This window comes from Sphingomonas zeicaulis (assembly GCF_050433225.1).
In the GTDB taxonomy this organism is placed as follows: Bacteria; Pseudomonadota; Alphaproteobacteria; order Sphingomonadales; family Sphingomonadaceae; genus Sphingomonas_D; species Sphingomonas_D zeicaulis.
The window spans coordinates 1,312,100-1,330,709 of the sequence record NZ_JBNPXQ010000001.1; the positions used below are offsets into that span (position 1 = coordinate 1,312,100).

An 18,610-nucleotide genomic window follows, 5' to 3' on the forward strand; every position below is an offset into this window, starting at 1 on the left:
GGTTGATGTGCCGGCAAGGGTGGCGGGGTGCCATCCCTGCCGGCAAAGCTTCTGGTTGGGGTACTGGTACGATGATCAAGTCTCGCCTTTTCCGCTGCCGCGTTTCGGCAGCGGCGCTGCTGATGGCCGCTGGCATGGGGGCAGCGATGCCCGCTTTCGCGCAGTCGCATGAGCCGGCGAAGGGCACCGCGCAAGTCGCGGGTACCAGCCTCTCCCTCGATGAGCTCTACAAGTTCAAGTCGCTGATCGGCACCACGCCGGAAAATTTCGCCTGGTCTGCCGATGGCGGCACCGTGCTGTTCCTGTGGAATGACGAGGGCTACACCTTCCGCGACGTCTGGTCCTATTCGATCAAGACCGGCCGGAAGACCCGCCTGACCTTCCTCGGCAAGGATGCGAAGCCCGAGGCGGAGCGCCCCGGCGTGATGCAGGCGGTGTTCCTCGACAAGGGCCGCGTCGCCTTCACCGTTGGCGGCGCGCTCAACATCCGCGAGGCGGACGGCACCGTCACCGCGGTCGAGACCGACAAGCAGGCGATCCGCAAGCTCGCCGTCTCGCCCGACGGCAGCAAACTCGCCTTCGTTTCGGGCAATCCGGTCGACACGCGCAACCGCGTGACCTTGGGCGGGCTGCTCTGGGTGCGCGACGTGACCGCGAAGGGCGGCAATGTCGCCCGCCGCGTCGCCGGCGAGGACGATCCCAAGATCTATGTCGACAGCTTCCAGTGGGGCGACGACGGCAAGGCGATCGCGTTCGAGCAGGCCGATGACCGCGCCATGCCTGAGCGGGATATCTATTTCTACGCCAAGGGCGGGCTGCAGAACAATCGCGTGATCCGCGCCTTCCCGGGGGACGAGACCACCAGGGCGCGCATCGGCGTCGTCAGCCTCGCCTCGGGCGAGACCCGCTTCTACGAGCGGCCGGACGCCAAGCACCATATCTGGGGCTATGGCCTGTCGCATGACGGCAAAAGGCTGTTCGTCAGCGGCTCCGACATGGAGGCCAAGGAACACACGATCTACATGTTCGATGTGGCCTCCGGCACGCGCGAGACCTTCTATCAGTTGCGCGAGCCGAAGCATATCCGGCCGGACTGGCAGGTCGCCTGGGCGCCGGGTGACGACGGCCTGATCATCCTCACCGATCGTGACGGCTGGCTGCACCTCTATCACCAGCGCAGCGCGGGTGCCGCGCCGCGCCAGATCACCAGCGGCGAATGGGAAATCGCCTCGTTCGAGGTCGATGCGGCGAAGCGCCAGCTCTATTTCGTCGCCAACAAATCCTACATCCCCGAACGGCAGCTCTATCGCGTGGCGTTGGCGGGCGGCGCGGTGCAGCGCATCTCGCCGGAGACCGCGGGCACCAACCAGCCGGTCTGGTCGCCGGACTTCCGCCATGTCGCCAGCCAGTTCAGCAGCGACACGATGCCGCCCGAACTGACGATGATCGACACCGCGAAGCCGGGCCGCGCGACGCAGGTCACCAAATCGCCGCAGCCGGAATTCTACGCGCAGACGTGGAGCAACACCGGCTATGTCGAGTTCCCGAGCCATGTCGACGGCCAGAAGCTGATCGGCCGCGTCAGCCTGCCGGCCAATTATGATCCGTCGAAGCGCTATCCGCTGATCGTCGGCTCGGTCTATTCGGATGCGGTGCAGAACCAGTGGGGCGGCCGCCGCGCGCACCCGACCTGGGGGCTGGACCAGTATTTCGTCGCGCAGGGCTATATCGTGCTCAACGTCAATCTGCGCGGATCATGGGGGCAGGGTCGCGAGCACAACCAGGCGCAGTGGCACAGCTATGGCACGATGGACATCAACGATCTGGAAAGCGGCGTTCGCTATCTGGTCGCGAAGAATTATGTCGATCCGGCCCGCGTCGGCATCTGGGGCTCCAGCTATGGCGGGCTGATGACGATCATGTCGCTCGCCAAGAAGTCCGATGTCTATGCCGCGGGCATTGCCGGCGCGCCGGCGACCAATGTGTGGCACGCCTATCCGTCGCAGATGTGGATCATGGGCCCGCCGGACGGTCCGGACATGCCCGGCCGCTACGAGGCGCAATCGCCGCTCTACCAGGTGCAGGGCGTCAAGGATCCGCTGATGCTGATCCACGGCACGCGCGATCCGGTGGTGCTCTATTCGGATACGGTGGCGCTGACGGAAAAGATGATCGCCAACCAGCAGATGTTCGAGCTGGTGACCTTGCCCGGCGCCAATCATGGCTGGGACAATGAGGGCATTGTGCAGACCCGCTTCGCCTTCAAGAAGATGGTCGAATTCTTCGACCGCAACGTGAAGAACAAGAAGTGACATGCTGCGCGCCGCGCTGATCCTGATCGCATCGACCATGCTGTCGGCGGCGCCCGCCGCCGCGCAGCCGGCGGTGCAGGCGCTCGGCGCCGATTATTGGGCGTGGCGCGCGAAGACCCAGCCCGCCAGCAGCGACGATATCCCGCGCATCGAGCGGCCGAAGGCGTGGGTGCCGGATTGGTCGCCCGCCGCGGTCAAGGCGCAGCGCGCGGACCTCGCCGGGTTCGAGGCGCGCTGGCAGGCGCTGGCGGCCGCGCCGCAGAGCGTCTCCGAAACCGTCGATTATCGCCTGCTCGGCTCCGCCTTCGCGCGCGTCCACTGGGAACTGGACACGGTCGCGGCTTGGCGCCGGCAGCCGCATTTCTATGTGGCGCAGGCGCTCAACCCGATCTTCGAACTGCTGTTGCCGCCGCCGCCTGTCGCGCATGACCGTATCGACGGTGTCGTCCGCCTGCTCGAGGCCGCACCCGCCACGCTCGCGGCAGGGCGAACCAACCTCGATGATATGCGCGGCCCCTTCGTCGATGTCGCGCTGGGGCAGCTCGCGCAGGTGCCGGAAAGCCTCACCGGCATGGCGGCGGGGCTGAAGCCCTTCGCCGATGCCGCGCGGCGCCGCCGGCTCGATGCGGCGGTGGCGAAGGCGATCCCGGCCTTTGCCGCCTTCGCCGATCATCTCCGCGCGCACCGCGCCGGCCTGTCCGAACAAACCGCGGTGGGGGAGGCGGGCTACCGCTATTTCCTGGAGCAAGTGGCGCTCTATCCCTACACGCCCGATCAACTGCTCGTCATGGGCCGCCAGGAATGGACCCGCGCGGTCCAGTTCGAGGAGGTCGAGCGCAACCGCAACCAGGGCGTGCCCGAACTTCCGATCGGCGCCTCGCTCGACGCGGTGGTCAAGAAGCTCGACGCGGACGAACTGGCGGTCCGCCGCTTCCTTACCGATCAGCGCCTGCTGACCATTCCGGCTTGGGCGGGCCATTATCGCGGGCAGGGCTTTCCCGCCTATCTCGCGCCGATCGGCTGGCTGGGCCGCACCTTCGACTTCACCGGCCCGTCGCGGCTGGGGCAGGACGCGACCGTCTATCTGCCGGAGCCGTCGCCGAAGCTCGGTTATTTCAACCTCTCGATCACCCGCGATCCGCGTCCGATCATCGTCCATGAAGGCGTGCCCGGCCATTATTTCCAGCTCGCGATGAGCTGGGCGAACCCCAACAAGCTGCGCCGCCATTATTATGACAGCGCCGCCAATGAGGGCACCGGCTTCTATGCCGAAGAAATGATGCTGCAGGCCGGGCTGTGGGCGGATGCGCCGCGCAGCCGTGAGATCGTGTATAATTTCGCCCGCCTGCGCGCGTTGCGCGTCGAGGTCGATGTGAAGCTCGCGCTCGGCCAGTTCAGCATCGCCCAGGCCGCGGATTATCTGGAAGCGATGGTGCCGATGGACCGCGCCACCGCGGAAGAGGAAGCAGTGTTCTTCGCCGCCGCGCCGGGGCAGGCGATCAGTTACCAGATCGGCAAGCTGCAGACGCTGGAATTCCTGTCAGAGGCGCGCGTGCGGGAAGGCAAGGCGTTCGATCTGCGCCGCTTCCACGATTATCTCTGGCAGAACGGCAATGTGCCGATCGCCCTGCTGAAGCAGGAATATCTCTCCATGACGGCCAAGGAATAGGTGGCATCGATGCGTATCATTCGTTTTACCGAACCCAAATCGGGGCTCGACGCGCGGTGCGAACTGCTCGATGCGGCGGCGCCCGCCTCGTGCGCCTTCCTGTGGGATCTGGCCGAGCGCAAGGCGAGCTTCGAGGCGATGCACGCGATCTGGACCGGCCCGGAAATCTCGGTGCCGATGCCGTCGGCGGCGCTGCCGGAGGGCATGGCCCAGCCGGCGATCCCGGCCGAGAACGCCACATCCTATCCGGACGCCGGTGACATCGTCCTCGCCTATCTCGCCGCGGGCAGCACGCGCGGCCTGCCGCCGGGCAATTTCTACGACATCGGCGTCTTCTATGGTTCGGGCGGCCGGCTGCTGATGCCGTTCGGCTGGATCCAGGCCAATGTCTGCGCGCGTATCGTGGCCGAAGATCTCGCCAAGGCGCAGGCCGATTGCCGCACCATCCGGCGCAACGGCGCCTGCAGCTTCTCGATCGAACTGGGCTGAGGGAGGCGCCGGCGATGACCTATGCCGATCTGATGTCGCTCCTGGGGAACTGGCTGCTGCCGGGATCGCTCGTGGCGATCATGACGGCTATGGGGCTGTCGCTGACCGCCAATGATTTCGCTCACGTCTTCCGCAACAAGCGGGCGCTGATCTTCGGCGTCTGCTCGATGCTGGTGGTGCCGCCGCTGATCGGCATCACCCTCGCGGTCACCGTCGCGCCGACCCCGGCGCTGGCGGTGGGCTTCGTGCTGCTGGCGACGACGCCGGGCGGCATGCTCTCCAACCTGTTCACCGACATGGCCAAGGGCGATCTCGCGCTGTCCATGTCGATGACCTTGCTGCTGAGCATGATCTATATCCTCGTCATCCCCTTCTACGCGCATTTTGCGCTGCTCCACTTCATGGGGCTGGAAGCGGATGTGAAGGTGCCGCTCGCCTCCTTCTTCTGGGATATCTTCTCGATCACGGTGCTGCCGGCGGCGACCGGTTTCGCGATCCGCGCGCTGTGGCCGGATTTCGCGATCCGGGCCAAGCGCTACGTCAAGAACGCGGCGACGATCGTGCTCTTCTCCTCCTTCGGCGTGATCCTGTTCGATCAGGTGCCGGTGCTGCGCCAGAATCTCGGCGCACTGTTCTGGATCACCGTCGCGCTCAACCTCGTGATGGTCATCGTCGTGATGAGCATCGTGCGCTTCGCCGGGTTCACCCGGCGGGAGAATATCGCGATCGGTGTCGAGCATCTGATGCGCCAGGAAGGCACCGCGATCTTCATCGCCGTATCCATCGTCGGCAACAACCAGATGTCGCTGCCGATGATCATGAACACGCCGGTGGCCCTGTGCTTCGTGCTGGCGTTCGTCGCGATCGCGCGGCGGACGGGGCGTGAGGGCGCGCCGGCACCCGCAACCGCATAACCAGAGACCGATTGATGAAAGTGTCGCGTGAAGCGGACGTCGCGAGCCCTCTCGCGCCGCCCGCCGGTTCATCTCTGTGGCTGGCGACAGCCCCCGCCGGGCCGGCGCTGCCGGTGCTCGCCGGAGACGTGCAGGCGGACACGCTGGTGATCGGCGGCGGCATCGCCGGCAACACCACCGCGCTGCATCTGGCCGAGGCCGGCGTCGATACTGTGCTGCTCGAAGCGGGCCAGGTAGGCGATGGCGCCAGCGGCCAGAGCGGCGGCGTGATCGCGCCTGACTTCATCCGCCATACGCCGGAGACGCTGGGCCGCGTCATCGGCCGGCAGGCGGCGACGCGGCTGACGCAGATGATCGGCAATTCCGCGCGCGACGTGTTCGGCCTGATCGCGCGCCACGCGATCGATTGCGACGCGCATCAGGATGGGTTCTACACCCCGGCGCACAGCGAGGCGCTTGCCGAGAACCAGCGCCGCTACGCCAATCAATGGCGGTCGCGCGGCTATGATGTCGGCTTCATCGAGGCGGAGGCGGCACGCGCCACCTTCGGCGCCGGTCGTTATTGCGGCGCGCTCTATTTCGCCGATGGCGGCCGCCTCAACCCGCTCGCTTATTCGCGCGGGCTGGCGCGCGCGGCGGGGCAGACGGGGGCGCGGCTGTTCGCCGGCAGCCCGGTCGTCACGCTGACCCGCGTGGGTGGGCAGTGGCAGGCACGGACCCCCGGCGGCACAGTGACCGCGCGGCGGCTGGTGCTGGCTGCAAATGGTGGCAACGCCGCGCTGCATCCGGCGCTGCGCCGCACCGCGCTGCCGCTTCAGGTCATGCAGTTCGCCAGCGCCCCGCTCTCGCCCGAACAGCGGCGGTTCATCATGCCGATGGGCGGCGCCTTCACGGACAAGGTTCCCTATCTGTTCACCGCGCGGCTCGATGGCGTCGGCCACCTGATCTCCGCCTTCGCCGCCTCCTTCCTCGTGCGCGGCGAGAAGGCCGGGCTGCGCGAGGCAGAGCGGCGGCTCAAGCAGCATTTTGCAGCGATGCCCGAGCCGCGCATCGCCTATCTCTGGCCGGGCACTGCGTGGGTCAATCCGTCGCTGCTGCCCGAGGTCTATGAGCTTGGCGACGACGCCTTCGCGATCCAGGCGTGCAATGGTCGCGGCATTACCGTCAACACGTCGATCGGCATCGGCATGGCGGCGATGCTCGCGCGGGGCGATCGGGATGCGCTGGCGGTGCCGATGCGCGCGCCCAGGCCCATCCGCTTCCACGCCGCGGCCACGCTGGTGCCCAAATTGCTGATGTCGATAGCCTATCTGTCCAACTGATGCGCAGCTTCCGCATCCTCCTCGCGGCGGCTTTGGTCGTTGCTGCCCCCGCCTCGGCAGAGGGGTTGCCCGGTCTTATCGCGCGCTATGAGGCCTTCTCCGCCGACTATCCGATGGAGGCCGGCCGCTCCGACCCTTCGCATGCCCGCGAAGGCTGGCCACAGGAGGATCCGGCGGCGATGGCGCGCCGCAAGGCGGAGCTGCAGCGGATCGCCACCGGCCTGGCTGCGCTTGATGGCGCTGCGCTCGGCGAGGAAGGCCGGATCAATCGCGACGTGCTGCTCGGCCTGATCCGCTGGCGGATCGAGGGCATCGATTTCGACGAGCGCCGCTTCGCCTTCGTCGCGCATGAGGGCTTCTACAACACGCCCTACCAGACCGCGCGCGGCGTGACCGTGGCGAACGAAGCGCAGGCGCGCGCTTGGGTCGAGCGGCTGCGCGGCGTGCCCGCCTATTTCGCGGCGCAACGCGGCAATCTGGCACGCGGCATCGCCACCGGCTGGACGCAGCCCGGGCTGGTCGTCGACGTCGCGGCCGCGGTGCTGCGCAAGCAGATCGCGCGGCCGGCGGGCGAGGATCCGCTGCTGGCCCCGCTCGCCGCCTATCCGGCGTTGGGCGCCGAGGCGCGGGCGTTGATCGAGCGCGAGATCCGGCCGGCGCAGCGCGCGGCGCTCGCTTATATCGACGGGCCCTATCGCGCCCGCGCCCGACAGGCGCTGGGCATCGCCGCGGTGCCGGGCGGCCGCGCCTATTACGACTTCCTGCTGCGCTATTACACGACCACCGATTACAGCGCCGAGCAGATCCACGCGATGGGCCTCGCCGAGGTCAAGCGCATCCGCGGCGAGATGGAGCGGGTGATCGCGGCCAGTGGCTTCACCGGCAGCTTCGCCGAATGGCTGCGCTTCCTCCGCACCGATCCGCGCTTCTACGCGCGCAGCCGCGAGGAGCTGATCGACAAATATAGCGCGGCTGCCAAGCGGATTGATGGCGTGCTGCCGCGCTTCTTCGGCACCTTGCCGCGCCAGCCCTTCACGGTCGAGCCAGTGCCGCCCGATCTGGAGGAAGGCTATACCACCGCGCGCTCGGGCGGCGGCGACTTCAGCAAGGGCTTTCCGGGCCGGTTCATCGTCAACACCTCTCACCTCGATCAGAGGCCGCTCTACGAAGTGCCGGCGCTGACCTTGCATGAGGCGGCGCCGGGCCATCACACCCACGCCGCGATCACGCAGGAACAGCCCGATCTGCCGTCGTTCCGGCGCCAGCGCGATCTGCTCGCCTTCCGGGAAGGCTGGGCGCTCTACACCGAGCGGCTCGGGCATGAGATGGGCGTCTATCGCGATCCCTATGAGGCGTTCGGCGCGCTCTCCAACGAGATGTGGCGCGCGTGCCGGATGGTCGTCGATACCGGCATTCACGCGATGGGCTGGAGCCACGCGCAGGCGCGGGCCTGCTTCGTCGAGAACACGGCGCTGGCCGACATCAACATCGACACCGAACTGGCGCGCTATATCGGCGCGCCGGGCGGGGCGGTCGCCTACAAGGTCGGCGAACTCAAGATCGTCGCACTGCGACGGCGTGCGGAGGCGGCGCTGGGCGATCGCTTCGACATTCGCGGCTTTCACGATCTGATCCTCGCGCAGGGTCAGTTGCCGCTCTCAATTCTCGAACGGCGGGTGGACGGCTGGATCGCCGCGCAGCGCTAGATCGGGGGCAGATATGATCATCAATCGAAAGGGGTTGGGCATGAAGATCGGCGGTGCGCGCGGGTGGCGGCGGATGGCGGTGATGCTGGCGGGGGCGGCGCTGATCGTGCCCGGCATCGCGATGGCGGATCGGCCGATCCCCGAAACCAGCGACGATGTGCGGCGCGTGCCGATCCCGCCGGTCGATCGCAGCCGCGAGCCGATCGTGGCGCTCGTCGGCGGCACATTGCTCGACGGGCGGGGTGGGGCGGCGATCCGCGATGCGGTCGTGGTAACGCAGGGCGATCGCATTCTTGCCGCCGGTCCGGCCGCCAGCACGCCGTTGCCTGCCACGGTCGCGCGACGGATCGACGCCACCGGGCTGTACATATTGCCCGGGCTGATCGACCTCCACATCCACTTCACCCAGCAGCGCGGGCCCGACATGGGCAAATATGCGGACAGTCCAGCCGCCGCTGCGATCCGCGGCACCGCGCTCGCGAACCAGCTCGTCACCGCCGGCATCACCGCCGCGCGCGACGTCGGCACGATGGATGACGTCGCGCTGCGCATCAAGGAAGCGGTCGACCGCGGTATCATTCGCGGGCCTCGCGTGCTGTGGAGCGGCAAGATCATCTCGTCCACCGGCGGCCATGGCGACGAGGTCACCTCCACCGCCACCGGCCGCGAGAAGCCCGGCATGGGTGGCGAGACACGCGGATATAATGGCCCGTGGGAATGGCGCGCCGCCGTCCGCCAGCAGATCCGCGGTCTTGCCGACTGGATCAAGCTGGGCGCCCCGGCCGCCAAGGAGGAACTGGCCGCCGCGATCGACGAGGCGCATTCGCTGGGCGTGCCGGTGGCGATCGACAGCTATGGCGTCTATACCGACTGGGCGATCGAGGCCGGCGTCGACACGCTCGAACATCCGCTGGCGATGAGCGACCGGGCGGTGCCGCTGATGAAGCAGCACAAGACCGCCTTCGTCCCCACGATCGGCGCGTTCGACAATTTGCTGGAGGGTGGCTACCCGACCGCGGGGATCCCGACCGGCGGGTTCTATCACACTCATTCGCGCCGCTTCGTGATTAACCAGCAGGATCATCTGAAGAAGGTGACCGAGGCGTTCCGCGCAGGCGTGCCGATCGGCGTCGGCACCGACATCCCGTTCGAGAACGAGGTCCGCTATCCGGACGCCTATTTCCGCGAGCTCGACTATCTTCACCAGGCCGGCCTCAGCAATGCCGACGTGCTCGCCTCGGCCACCCGCGTCGGCGCGCAGATCATGCGGATGGGCGACAAGCTCGGGACGATCGAATCCGGCAAGATCGCCGACATCCTCGTCGTCGGTGCCGATCCGCTCGTCGCGCTGAAGAACCTGCGCGACGTGCGCTACGTCATCGCCGACGGCAAGCTTGTGGTCGACGGCTCCGCCCGCTGAGGCGAGCCCATTTCAGCCCCTCCCCTTCAGGGGAGGGGTTGGGATGGGGGCCTTCGGCGCAAGCCGAACGAGCGCCGCGGCTGGCCCTACTCGATCGGCAACTTGCTCAGATTGGCGCTGATCTTCTGCAACGTCTTGAGCAGGTGGGCAATGTCGCGTTCGCTGATGCCGTCCATCGCGCGGACGAACTGGCGGCCGACGATCGGGGTCAGCTTGCGCAGCTTCTGCTGGCCCGCGGCGGTCAGCGTGACTTCGGTGATGCGATTGTCCTCCGCATTGGGCTCGGTGCTGACGAGCCCCTGTTCCACCATGCGGTCGATGATGCGGCTCACCGTCGAACGCTTGGTCAGCGCGGCTTCGGCTATCGTGCCGATGCTGGCCGGCTGGCGTTCGCGCAGCACCGTCATCACGCGATAGATTGGTTTGGAGACGCCATGCTTGTGCAGCACCTTGTCCATGTCTTCGTGATATTTGAAGTCGGCGTGCGCCATCTGGTAAAAGGGCGAGTTTTCGAGCCGGAATTCCGGCGCGCTCGGATCGTAGGGGCTCTGTTGGCTCATCTCATCCTCTGCCATGCCCGGCGAGTTCTTTGTCGATTTGGTCGCCATCTTGCCCTCACTTGAAACGCTTGTCGAACCCGTCTGTTGCCCGGCCTTGCAACATTGGGCGGGACGGGAGAACGAGCCGAATGCACATGTTTCTGCACGCATTATCCGGTCGGCGAAAGAGGCTGAATGCCTATGTTCGTAACCTAATGACGCAGCCTATAAACGCGATATGATGAAATTCATGTGAAATTTGTTGTTGACCGTTCGTGCCGAAGGGGCGGCGGTGACGTCATCGGGGGAGAAAGAATATGACAATGCGACGTGCCGTGCTGCGAACGGGGGCCATGATCGCGCTGGGCGCCGCCATGCTGGCGCCGGCCCAGGCGCGCGAGGCGAAGCGCCGCTGGGATGAGCTCTGCCAGATCCGCAAGGACAAGCTGGACCAGATCCTGCCGCAGGCCATGCGTGAGAATGGCATCGACATGTGGCTGGTCGCCAGCCGCGAAGGCCATGCCGATCCCAACGCGGCGATGCTGGGCGGCGGCTATGTCGGCGACATCGGCTATTATGTCTTCACCGATCGCGGTGGCGGCCGCATCGAACGTGCGGCGCTGGGCATCGGCGGCGCCGCGTTCGACCAGTGCCCGCTCTACGACATCAAGGGCGATCCGGCGACCGTGCAGCGCTTCGTCGCGGAGCGGAACCCGAAGCGCATCGGCATCGACGTCGCCAACGAGATCGGCGCGGCGGACGGCCTCAGCCATTCGCTGCACGAGAAACTGCGCGAAACGCTCGGCGCCACCTTCGCCGCGCGGCTGGTCTCCGCCGAGAAGCTCGTGTCGGACGTCCGTTCACGCCACACCATGACCGAGATCGCCGCCTTCGCCCGCGCCGGCGAATATTCGCGCACCATCGCCGAACGTGCGCTCTCCAACGAGGTGATCCGCCCCGGCCACACCACCACCGGCGATGTCGCCTGGTGGATGATGGAGCGGCTGCAGGAGGAAGGGCTAGGCGATTCCTTCGGCCTGCCCAGCATCTATGTGCTGGGGCCGGGTGAGCGCGGGCCGACCTCGGGCGATCATGTCATCCAGCCGGGTGACCTGATCACGATGGACTGGGGCGTCAATTACCAGCTCAGCTACACTGACATGAAGCGCATGGCCTATGTGCTGAAGCCCGGCGAGAATGCACCGCCCGCGGGCGTCCAGCGCGCCTTTGATCGCGCGCTCGGTATTCGCCGCATGATCCTCGACGAGATCCGCCCGGGCGTGACTGCGGGCGATGCGCTGGCGGCGGTCAACCGCAAGGTCGCCGCGACGAAGGGCTATGTGCTCGGCCGCTATGACGATCCCAGCGCCGATCCGAAGGTGTCGGATGTGGTGATCGGCAGCCATTCGGTCGGCGATCTCGGCCACGGGTCGGGCCCCTCGATGGCCGACTTCAACCCGCTGCGCATGACCTACACCTTGCGCCCGAGCAATTTCCTGTCGATCGAGCTGTTCCTCTACACTGTCGTGCCGGAATGGGGCGATCGCAAGATCAAGATCCCGCTCGAGGACAATGGCGTCGTCACCGAACGCGGCTTCGAATGGAGCTATCCGGCCAACAGCCGCATCCTTCTGGTGAAATAGGCGGAAATAAACGCGCCGGCGGCATCTGCCAGGCCGCCGGCGCGCTTTCCTGGCGGTCAGCCGGCGAGGGCAGCGTCGTGCAGCGCACGCACCCTTTCGGCCGCATCCGGCCGGCCGATCAGGTCGTTGGCCGCGCCGGTGACCGCCTGGAACTTGCCCAGGCTACGGTCGAACGTGTCGCCATAGCCCTTGATGAGTGACTGGGTGCGCACGATCGCCAGCGCGAGCGCACGGTCGGTGGCCGCCGCGGTTTCGACCAGCCGCAGCCAGTCGGCGATGCGGCCCTGTTCCTCGGCATAGCGCAAGGTCGAGCGGCGGATGCCGCGCATCGATGCGACGAGGCGCAGCGCAAGGTGCCAGCGCAGGCTGGTCGTGCGCACATGGCGGCCGTGCGCGAAGCGCGGTTCCAGCCGCTTGCGCAGCCACGGCTTGTCGAGGATCGCGCCGCCGATCGAGGCGGGCAGCGTCTCGCACACCTCGCGCAGGCGCGGGTGCATATATTCGGTCACGGTCAGCACCTGATCGTCCTTGACCCTGACCTCCTTCTCGACCCGCCGGCTGCGCGTCTCGCGGATCTTGAGGTCGGCGACGCGGATCGTATCCTCATAGGCCATCCACAGCGCGAGGTGGCGCGCGGTCTCGCTGGTCAGCGCCCAGCCATCCTCGGCGCCGTCCAGCGTCGCGATGCGTTCGAGCCGGTCGAGATAATCCTCGGCATAGCGCGCATCCTGATAGTCGAGCAGCCGGGCGACACCGCGCAGCGCATTGGCCTGCGCGGGCGCCGGCAGGTTGAGCAGGATGCGGGTCTGAAGCTGCTGGCCGATCGCGGTGGTCGGCTCGGGCAAGGCTTCCGCCGCCTCGGCCTCGCGCCGCTTGTCGAGCGCCGCCTCGGCGCCCGCCGCGAAGCCCTTGAGGTTTGCCGCCACCGCCTTGCCGCCATGGCGGATCGCCTCCTCGAAGGCCGCGGGCGGGAAGGGCAGGGCGCCGCTGGCGGAGAGCGCGCCGAGCATCACCGAGCTGATCAGGCTGCCCGCCTTGCCGGCGGTTTCCTCCATGTCGAACCCGATGAAGCGCGCCGAACGGCGCTCCGCGGCGTCGAGGATGCGCTCGCTCGCGCCGCGCCCGTCGCCCAGCGCCGCCTTCTCGGAGATCGCATAGATGCGGTGGGTGGAGCCGATCAGCGTCGTGCGGTCCTCGGTCACGAAGCCGCGCAGGATCGCGCGGCCCGCCTCCATCAGTTCGGAGGCGACGACTACGTCGACATCGCCCGGCACCGGCATCATCGCCAGCACCGGCGCGGGCCTGTTGGCGCCCGCCGCCGCAGCGCGGACCATCTCGACATAATAGACCGTAGAGCCGGTGCGCTGCGCGACGCCGGGCACCGAGGTGCCCTGCGCGATATAGCCATTGGCGTTGGCGATCTCGATGATCCAGTCGGCGAGCACGCCGCCGCCCTGGCCGCCGAGCGCAAGGATCGCGAGGGTGATGCGGTCGCGATCCGGATCCTGCGACATCATGATTGGCATCGTCATCAGAAGGCCCTCGCCGCGAGCGTGCGGGCGTGGCGCGCCTGCAGCCACCCGATCACGGAACGGCGCACGCGATCGCGCATCTTCTCCCACCGGCTCGGATTGCTGACGATCCGCGCCTTGTAGAAGGAGGGGCAGAGCACGGCGGCGTGGGCGACCTCGCCGCAATTGCCGCAGCCCACGCAGCTATTGTCGATATGCGTCACCGGATGCGCGCGCAGCGGATCGGGATTGTCGCGGATGCTGAGCGAGGGGCAGCCGGAAAGGCGGATGCAGGCATGGTCCCCCGTGCAGGTGTCGGGATCGACGCCGAACCGCTCGCGCTCGACCCTTTTGCCCTCCTTGATCGCCTGCGCCATCAGCGGCTTCACCCGGCGCTGCTTGTTGAGCATGCATTCGGACTGGGCGACGATCACCTTGGGCCCCTTTTCGGGGCTGGTCAGCGCCTCGCGCAGCGTGTCGCGCATGCGGGCGACGTCATAGGTGCGGGTGAGCGTGCGCGCCCAGCCGACGCCCATGCCACGCACCGCCTTCTCGATCGGGTTGTTGGTCGTCCGCGTCGCGTTTTCGGCGCGGGAGGAAAGGATGTCCTGCCCGCCGGTGGCCGCCGAATAGCCATTGTCGACGATCAGCGTGACGGTGTCGTCCTGGTTGAAGACGGCGTTGCCGATGCCCGAGGTCAGGCCGTTGTGCCAGAAACCGCCATCGCCCATCACCGCCACCGCGCGCTTACCGTCCGGCTTGAAGGCGGATGCGGCGGCGGTGCCGAGGCCATAGCCCATCGTCGTGTTGCCGATGTGGAAGGGCGGCAGGATCGAGAAGAGGTGGCAGCCGATGTCGGCGGAGACGTGCAACTCGCCCAGTTCCTGCTGGACGAGCTTCATCGCCGAGAAGATCGGGCGTTCGGGGCAGCCGGTGCAGAAGCCCGCCGGCCGTTGCGGAACGGTGCGCGCCAGTTCGGGCTCGGGTGGCACGGGCACGAGTTCCTTCGGCGCGCGTTCCGGCGCCCAGGTGCGCAGGAAGGCGGCGACGCCGTCGCGCAGCACCGCGCCGGTATATTCGCCGGCGCGCGGCAAGATGTCCTTGCCCACCACGCGGGTCTGCAGGTCCGCCTTGCGCAGCAACGTGTTGAGCTCATGCTCGATGAATTCGGGCTGGCCCTCCTCCACCATCAGCACCGCCTTCTTGCCGGCGCAGAAGCTGCGCAATTCGTCAGGAATCAGCGGGTAGGTGACGTTCATGCAGTAGATCGGGATCGCGCTGGCGCCATGCGAGTTGGACAGGCCGATCAGTTCGAGCGCGCGGTTGAGCGAGTTGTAGAGTCCCCCCTGCACGATGATGCCAATATCGTCGCGTTCCGGCCCGAACCACTCGTTGAGCCGGTTCTCGCTGACGAAGCGCACCGCGGCGGGCCAGCGCTTCTCGATCTTCTCATGCTCATGCAGGAAATTGGCGGGCGGCAGCACGATGCGGTCGACGTCGCGGCGCGGATTGGCCGCGGCCTGGCCCACCGTCATGGCCGGGCGCCTGTTGTCGCGCGCGACGAAGCTGCCGGTCACGTGGCAGGCGCGCACGCGCAGCTCGATCATCACCGGCGTGTTGCTCGCCTCGGACAGTTCGAAGCCGCGCTCCACCATGTCGACGATGCTCGTCAGGTTGGGGCGCGGATCGAGCAGCCACATCTGGCTCTTCATCGCGAAGGCGTGCGTGCGCTCCTGCATGATCGAGGAGCCTTCGCCATAATCCTCGCCAACGATGATCAGCGCGCCGCCGGTGACGCCGCCCGAGGCGATGTTGGCCAGCGCATCCGAGGCGACATTGGTGCCGACCACCGATTTCCACGCCACCGCGCCGCGCAGCGGATAGTTGACCGAGGCGGCGAGCATCGCTGCCGCCGCCGCCTCGTTCGCATTGGATTCGAAATGGACGCCCAGTTCGCGAAGCAGCGGGTCGGCATCCGCGAACACGTCCATCAGGTGGCTGATCGGCGATCCCTGATAGCCGCCGACATAGGCGACGCCGGCCTGGAGCAGCGCCTTGGTGACCGCGAGAATGCCTTCGCCTTCGAAAACCTCCCCGGCGCCGACGCGCAGCTTCTCGACTTCCTTCTTGAACGAGCGTTCGGCCATCTCGAATTACTCGCCGACGAGCGCGAGCACGCGCAGCGGGCTGCCCGAGCCGCCCTGGATCTTCAGCGGCGCGGCGACGATGATCGCGCCGGTCGCGGGAAGCTGGTCGAGGTTGGTCAGGCATTGCAGGCCGTAACGGCCGGCACCGTGGAACAAGGTATGCGCCGGATACATCGGGTGCAGCAGATGTGCCTGGCCGGCATCGGTGCCGATCGTCTCGGTGCCGAAGCCATGCGCGTCACGCTCGTCGATCAGGAAACGCACGGCCTCCGCCGAGGGCCCCGGCGTGTGCGCGCCATCCGCGCGGCGGCCGGTATATTGGTCGACCGGCAGCTTGGACCAGTCGGTGCGCATCAGCACCCAGTGGCGCGGCGGGATCTTGCCATGCGCGGCCTCGAACGCCTCGATATCGGCGACCGTCAGCAGATAGTCCGGATCGGCGGCGCAGGCGGCGGACACGTCGATGACGACGGCGGGGGCGACGAAGGCGGCCGGATCGATCGCGTCGACCGTGTTGTCCGGCAACTCGGCACCGCTGACCCAGTGGATCGGCGCGTCGAAATGGGTGCCGGTATGCTCGCCGACGGTGAAATTGTTCCAATACCAGGCGACGCCGCGATCGTCGTAGCGCGAGATTTCCTGGCGGCTGAACGCGGCGGTCTGGCCGAACGGCTCGGGCAGGACGAGCAAGGGCGTGTCTTCCGACAGCGTCTGGGTGAGGTCGATCGTGCGAACACTGCCCGCGGCGAGCGCGGTGGCGAACTGGGCGAGGATGGCTGTTGTCATGATTTTTCCTCCGTCTGGCTGGAGCGAATCGAAAGCTGCCTGATAAAACGTGCATGTGCAACTAATTTCGGGCATGGCTTGTGACGCGTCCGCCGATTGCCTAAGGGCGCCAAAGCGGAGGATCGGTTGGACAGTCGCATCTTGGGTGATCCCGGAACCCCGGCGTTCCAGGTGGACAAATATCCGTTCTACCGGCTCAACCGGCTGGTCGGCCGCTACAACGGCATCATCGACGCGCGGCTGCGCGCGATCGATCTCGACATTCCGAGCTGGCGCGTGCTGATGATCCTGGGCGGACAGGCGCCGCGCGGCGTCCGCGAGATCGCCGAGGCCGCGGTGATCCCGCTCTCGACGATGACCCGCATCATCCAGCGCATGGCCGCCGCCGGCCTTGTCGCCCCCGCCGCCAGCGCGGAGGATGCGCGGGTAACAGAGGTGTCACTACTTGGCCTCGGCGAGACCAAGCTCAGCGAGGCACGCGAAGTAACCGCGCCGGTCTATGCGCGGATTATCGACGGCTTCTCGGCGCGGGATTTCGAGAAATTGCTGGCGCTGCTGGGGAGGCTGGATGAGAATTTGGAAGGGCTGCGATAGCGTGCGCGACCAAAAATCATGAATGGCCAAGCCCCAACGTGGGGATAGGCCGATCTTCGGAAAATTAAACGCATATCGTTGAGCGCATTGAAGGCGCTTCCTGCGGCTTCGATGCTTTGCCGACCGGCTCAGCACCAAGACGCTCGTCCAGCAGCGCGACCCAGCATTCGAACTAGACGATCAAGCTTGTTCATGACGGTAACGACTTCATCGGCGGATAGGCAGGTCGAGCTCAGGTAGGGTGGGTGGTGCGCCGCGCGCCCGCCAAGAAAGTGTGCACCATGGCGAAGCGTTGCGAAGGTGCCTCGTTCTGCCGCCCCCCAAACGCCCCACGTCACATCGCGGCTAATGGATGTAACCGATCCCTGCGTTTGGGCGAAAGGTGGGAAATAAACGTCGGCTCCGATCGCACGAGCCTGGCATGGAAGCGCCCTCGACGAGGAGATAATCAAAATGCGTCGCCCGCCCCTTCGCCTCGTGTATAGATCACTGACACTTGCGGTTGCATCTCTCTGTGTATTTTGCCTCGCGCCGGCGGCATGGGCCGCTCCATTGCGATCGGCTCATTCGACCATTACCTACCACAGAGTGCAGATCGACGGCGTCGGGATCTTCTATCGCGAGGCCGGACCCAAAGATGCGCCGACGATCATTCTGTTGCACGGGTTCCCAACTTCGTCTCACCAATATGAAACGTTAATCCCGCTGCTGGCCGCGGAATACCACATCATCGCGCCAGATTATCCGGGTTTCGGACAAAGCGATGCGCCCGATCCGTCTGCATTCATGTATACGTTCGATCATCTTGCGAAGGTGATGGACGATCTGATCGTCAGCCTCGGCATCAACCGCTACAGCTTCTACATTCACGATTATGGTGCGCCAATTGGCTTTCGCTTGATGCTGGCGCATCCAGAGCGCGTTCACGCCCTGATCGTTCAAAATGGCAATGCATACCAGGAAGGGTTGGGCAAAAAGTGGGCCGGTATCGCCCAATACTGGGCTGATCCGAAAGCTCATCGAAAGATACTTGAGACCTTTTTGTCGCTGGAGACGACCAAGCTGCGTCATAGGGCGGGCAGCCTGCATCCCGAGCGCTACAATCCTGACGCATGGCTAGGCGAATTTGCTCACCTGTCCAAGCCCGGGCAACACGCGATCCAGGCGGCATTGCTATACGACTACCGAACCAATGTTGCAGCCTATCCGCAGTGGCAGGCTTGGCTTCGCGAGCACCAGCCGCCCACCTTGGTCGTGTGGGGAGCCAATGACCCATCCTTCATCGCGGCAGGAGGCGCGGCCTACAGGAAAGACCTGCCCCATGCGGACATTCATTTGCTCGACGCAGGCCACTTCGCGCTCGACGAAAGAGCCGAGGAGATTGCAAGGCTGATTCTCGAATTCATGTCGAGACACCCGGCATGAGCAACCGGTGCCTTTGCTGACCGACCGCAGCGGACAACCGATCGCAAGCTCCAGGCTGGTTCGGACGTCCCCTTAAGCTGATCACAGCGATCCGGAGTGATCGGGAGAGGCCGAATGCCTTGTCATGGCGGGC

General features: G+C 66.4%; 14 protein-coding genes. 10 read left to right on the top strand and 4 right to left on the bottom strand.

Features of this window, described 5'->3' with window-relative positions; translation table 11 throughout:
- The first annotated feature begins 71 nt into the window (after positions 1–71).
- The 7 genes from FHS96_RS06215 to FHS96_RS06245 are packed head-to-tail and all read left to right on the top strand — an operon-like array spanning position 72 to position 9,832.
- Positions 72–2,312, top strand: coding sequence for a S9 family peptidase (locus FHS96_RS06215; protein ID WP_429588607.1), 2,241 nt, complete (start codon positions 72–74; stop codon positions 2,310–2,312).
- Between the two features lies 1 nt (position 2,313).
- Positions 2,314–3,981: a DUF885 family protein gene (locus tag FHS96_RS06220; RefSeq protein WP_429588608.1), complete on the top strand. Its 1,668-nt coding sequence runs from the start codon at positions 2,314–2,316 to the stop codon at positions 3,979–3,981.
- Between the two features lie 9 nt (positions 3,982–3,990).
- Positions 3,991–4,470 (top strand): DUF3830 family protein, encoded by a 480-nt coding sequence (locus FHS96_RS06225; RefSeq protein WP_429588609.1) that lies wholly within the window; start codon positions 3,991–3,993, stop codon positions 4,468–4,470.
- A gap of 14 nt (positions 4,471–4,484) precedes the next feature.
- A complete protein-coding gene (locus tag FHS96_RS06230) occupies positions 4,485–5,384 on the top strand; it encodes a bile acid:sodium symporter family protein (RefSeq protein ID WP_429588610.1) in 900 nt (299 codons plus the stop codon).
- Between the two features lie 14 nt (positions 5,385–5,398).
- Positions 5,399–6,706 carry an NAD(P)/FAD-dependent oxidoreductase gene (locus tag FHS96_RS06235; protein WP_429588611.1) on the top strand — a complete coding sequence of 436 codons (1,308 nt, stop codon included), beginning with the start codon at positions 5,399–5,401 and terminating at the stop codon, positions 6,704–6,706.
- Entirely contained in the window at positions 6,706–8,412 is a 1,707-nt protein-coding gene (locus FHS96_RS06240; protein WP_429588612.1) for a DUF885 domain-containing protein, read from the top strand. The genes FHS96_RS06235 and FHS96_RS06240 overlap by 1 nt, the downstream gene beginning before the upstream one ends.
- A 40-nt stretch (positions 8,413–8,452) precedes the next feature.
- A complete protein-coding gene (locus tag FHS96_RS06245) occupies positions 8,453–9,832 on the top strand; it encodes an amidohydrolase family protein (protein ID WP_429588613.1) in 1,380 nt (459 codons plus the stop codon).
- An 86-nt stretch (positions 9,833–9,918) separates the two neighbouring features.
- On the opposite strand, the gene FHS96_RS06250 is transcribed toward FHS96_RS06245, so the two are convergent.
- Positions 9,919–10,440, bottom strand: a complete 522-nt coding sequence (locus FHS96_RS06250) for a MarR family winged helix-turn-helix transcriptional regulator (protein WP_429588614.1) — start codon at positions 10,438–10,440, stop codon at positions 9,919–9,921.
- Between the two features lie 248 nt (positions 10,441–10,688).
- Between FHS96_RS06250 and FHS96_RS06255 the strand changes: the two genes are divergently transcribed.
- Entirely contained in the window at positions 10,689–12,014 is a 1,326-nt protein-coding gene (locus tag FHS96_RS06255) for a M24 family metallopeptidase (protein WP_429588615.1), read from the top strand.
- A gap of 56 nt (positions 12,015–12,070) precedes the next feature.
- Here FHS96_RS06255 and FHS96_RS06260 read toward each other — a convergent pair whose 3' ends face one another.
- Genes FHS96_RS06260 through FHS96_RS06270 form a run of 3 tightly spaced genes read right to left on the bottom strand, consistent with a single transcriptional unit; the run spans position 12,071 to position 16,458 of the window.
- Entirely contained in the window at positions 12,071–13,546 is a 1,476-nt protein-coding gene (locus tag FHS96_RS06260; protein ID WP_429588616.1) for an indolepyruvate oxidoreductase subunit beta family protein, read from the bottom strand.
- Positions 13,546–15,672 carry a thiamine pyrophosphate-dependent enzyme gene (locus FHS96_RS06265; protein WP_429588617.1) on the bottom strand — a complete coding sequence of 709 codons (2,127 nt, stop codon included), beginning with the start codon at positions 15,670–15,672 and terminating at the stop codon, positions 13,546–13,548. The genes FHS96_RS06260 and FHS96_RS06265 overlap by 1 nt, the downstream gene beginning before the upstream one ends.
- Before the next feature lie 6 nt (positions 15,673–15,678).
- Positions 15,679–16,458, bottom strand: coding sequence for a cyclase family protein (locus FHS96_RS06270; RefSeq protein WP_429588618.1), 780 nt, complete (start codon positions 16,456–16,458; stop codon positions 15,679–15,681).
- Between the two features lie 126 nt (positions 16,459–16,584).
- Between FHS96_RS06270 and FHS96_RS06275 the strand changes: the two genes are divergently transcribed.
- Both FHS96_RS06275 and FHS96_RS06280 read left to right on the top strand, forming a co-directional pair.
- The gene (locus FHS96_RS06275; protein WP_429588619.1) at positions 16,585–17,052 is read left to right on the top strand and encodes a MarR family winged helix-turn-helix transcriptional regulator; all 468 of its coding nucleotides are present in this window, start codon (positions 16,585–16,587) and stop codon (positions 17,050–17,052) included.
- Between the two features lie 588 nt (positions 17,053–17,640).
- The gene (locus FHS96_RS06280; protein ID WP_429588620.1) at positions 17,641–18,477 is read left to right on the top strand and encodes an alpha/beta fold hydrolase; all 837 of its coding nucleotides are present in this window, start codon (positions 17,641–17,643) and stop codon (positions 18,475–18,477) included.
- Positions 18,478–18,610: the final 133 nt, after the last annotated feature.

Coding starts and splice junctions, on each gene's coding strand:
- FHS96_RS06215 (WP_429588607.1), top strand. CDS start 72: ATGATCAAGTCTCGCCTTTTCCGCTGCCGCGTTTCGGCAGCGGCGCTG.
- FHS96_RS06220 (WP_429588608.1), top strand. CDS start 2,314: ATGCTGCGCGCCGCGCTGATCCTGATCGCATCGACCATGCTGTCGGCG.
- FHS96_RS06225 (WP_429588609.1), top strand. CDS start 3,991: ATGCGTATCATTCGTTTTACCGAACCCAAATCGGGGCTCGACGCGCGG.
- FHS96_RS06230 (WP_429588610.1), top strand. CDS start 4,485: ATGACCTATGCCGATCTGATGTCGCTCCTGGGGAACTGGCTGCTGCCG.
- FHS96_RS06235 (WP_429588611.1), top strand. CDS start 5,399: ATGAAAGTGTCGCGTGAAGCGGACGTCGCGAGCCCTCTCGCGCCGCCC.
- FHS96_RS06240 (WP_429588612.1), top strand. CDS start 6,706: ATGCGCAGCTTCCGCATCCTCCTCGCGGCGGCTTTGGTCGTTGCTGCC.
- FHS96_RS06245 (WP_429588613.1), top strand. CDS start 8,453: ATGAAGATCGGCGGTGCGCGCGGGTGGCGGCGGATGGCGGTGATGCTG.
- FHS96_RS06250 (WP_429588614.1), bottom strand. CDS start 10,440: ATGGCGACCAAATCGACAAAGAACTCGCCGGGCATGGCAGAGGATGAG.
- FHS96_RS06255 (WP_429588615.1), top strand. CDS start 10,689: ATGACAATGCGACGTGCCGTGCTGCGAACGGGGGCCATGATCGCGCTG.
- FHS96_RS06260 (WP_429588616.1), bottom strand. CDS start 13,546: ATGACGATGCCAATCATGATGTCGCAGGATCCGGATCGCGACCGCATC.
- FHS96_RS06265 (WP_429588617.1), bottom strand. CDS start 15,672: ATGGCCGAACGCTCGTTCAAGAAGGAAGTCGAGAAGCTGCGCGTCGGC.
- FHS96_RS06270 (WP_429588618.1), bottom strand. CDS start 16,458: ATGACAACAGCCATCCTCGCCCAGTTCGCCACCGCGCTCGCCGCGGGC.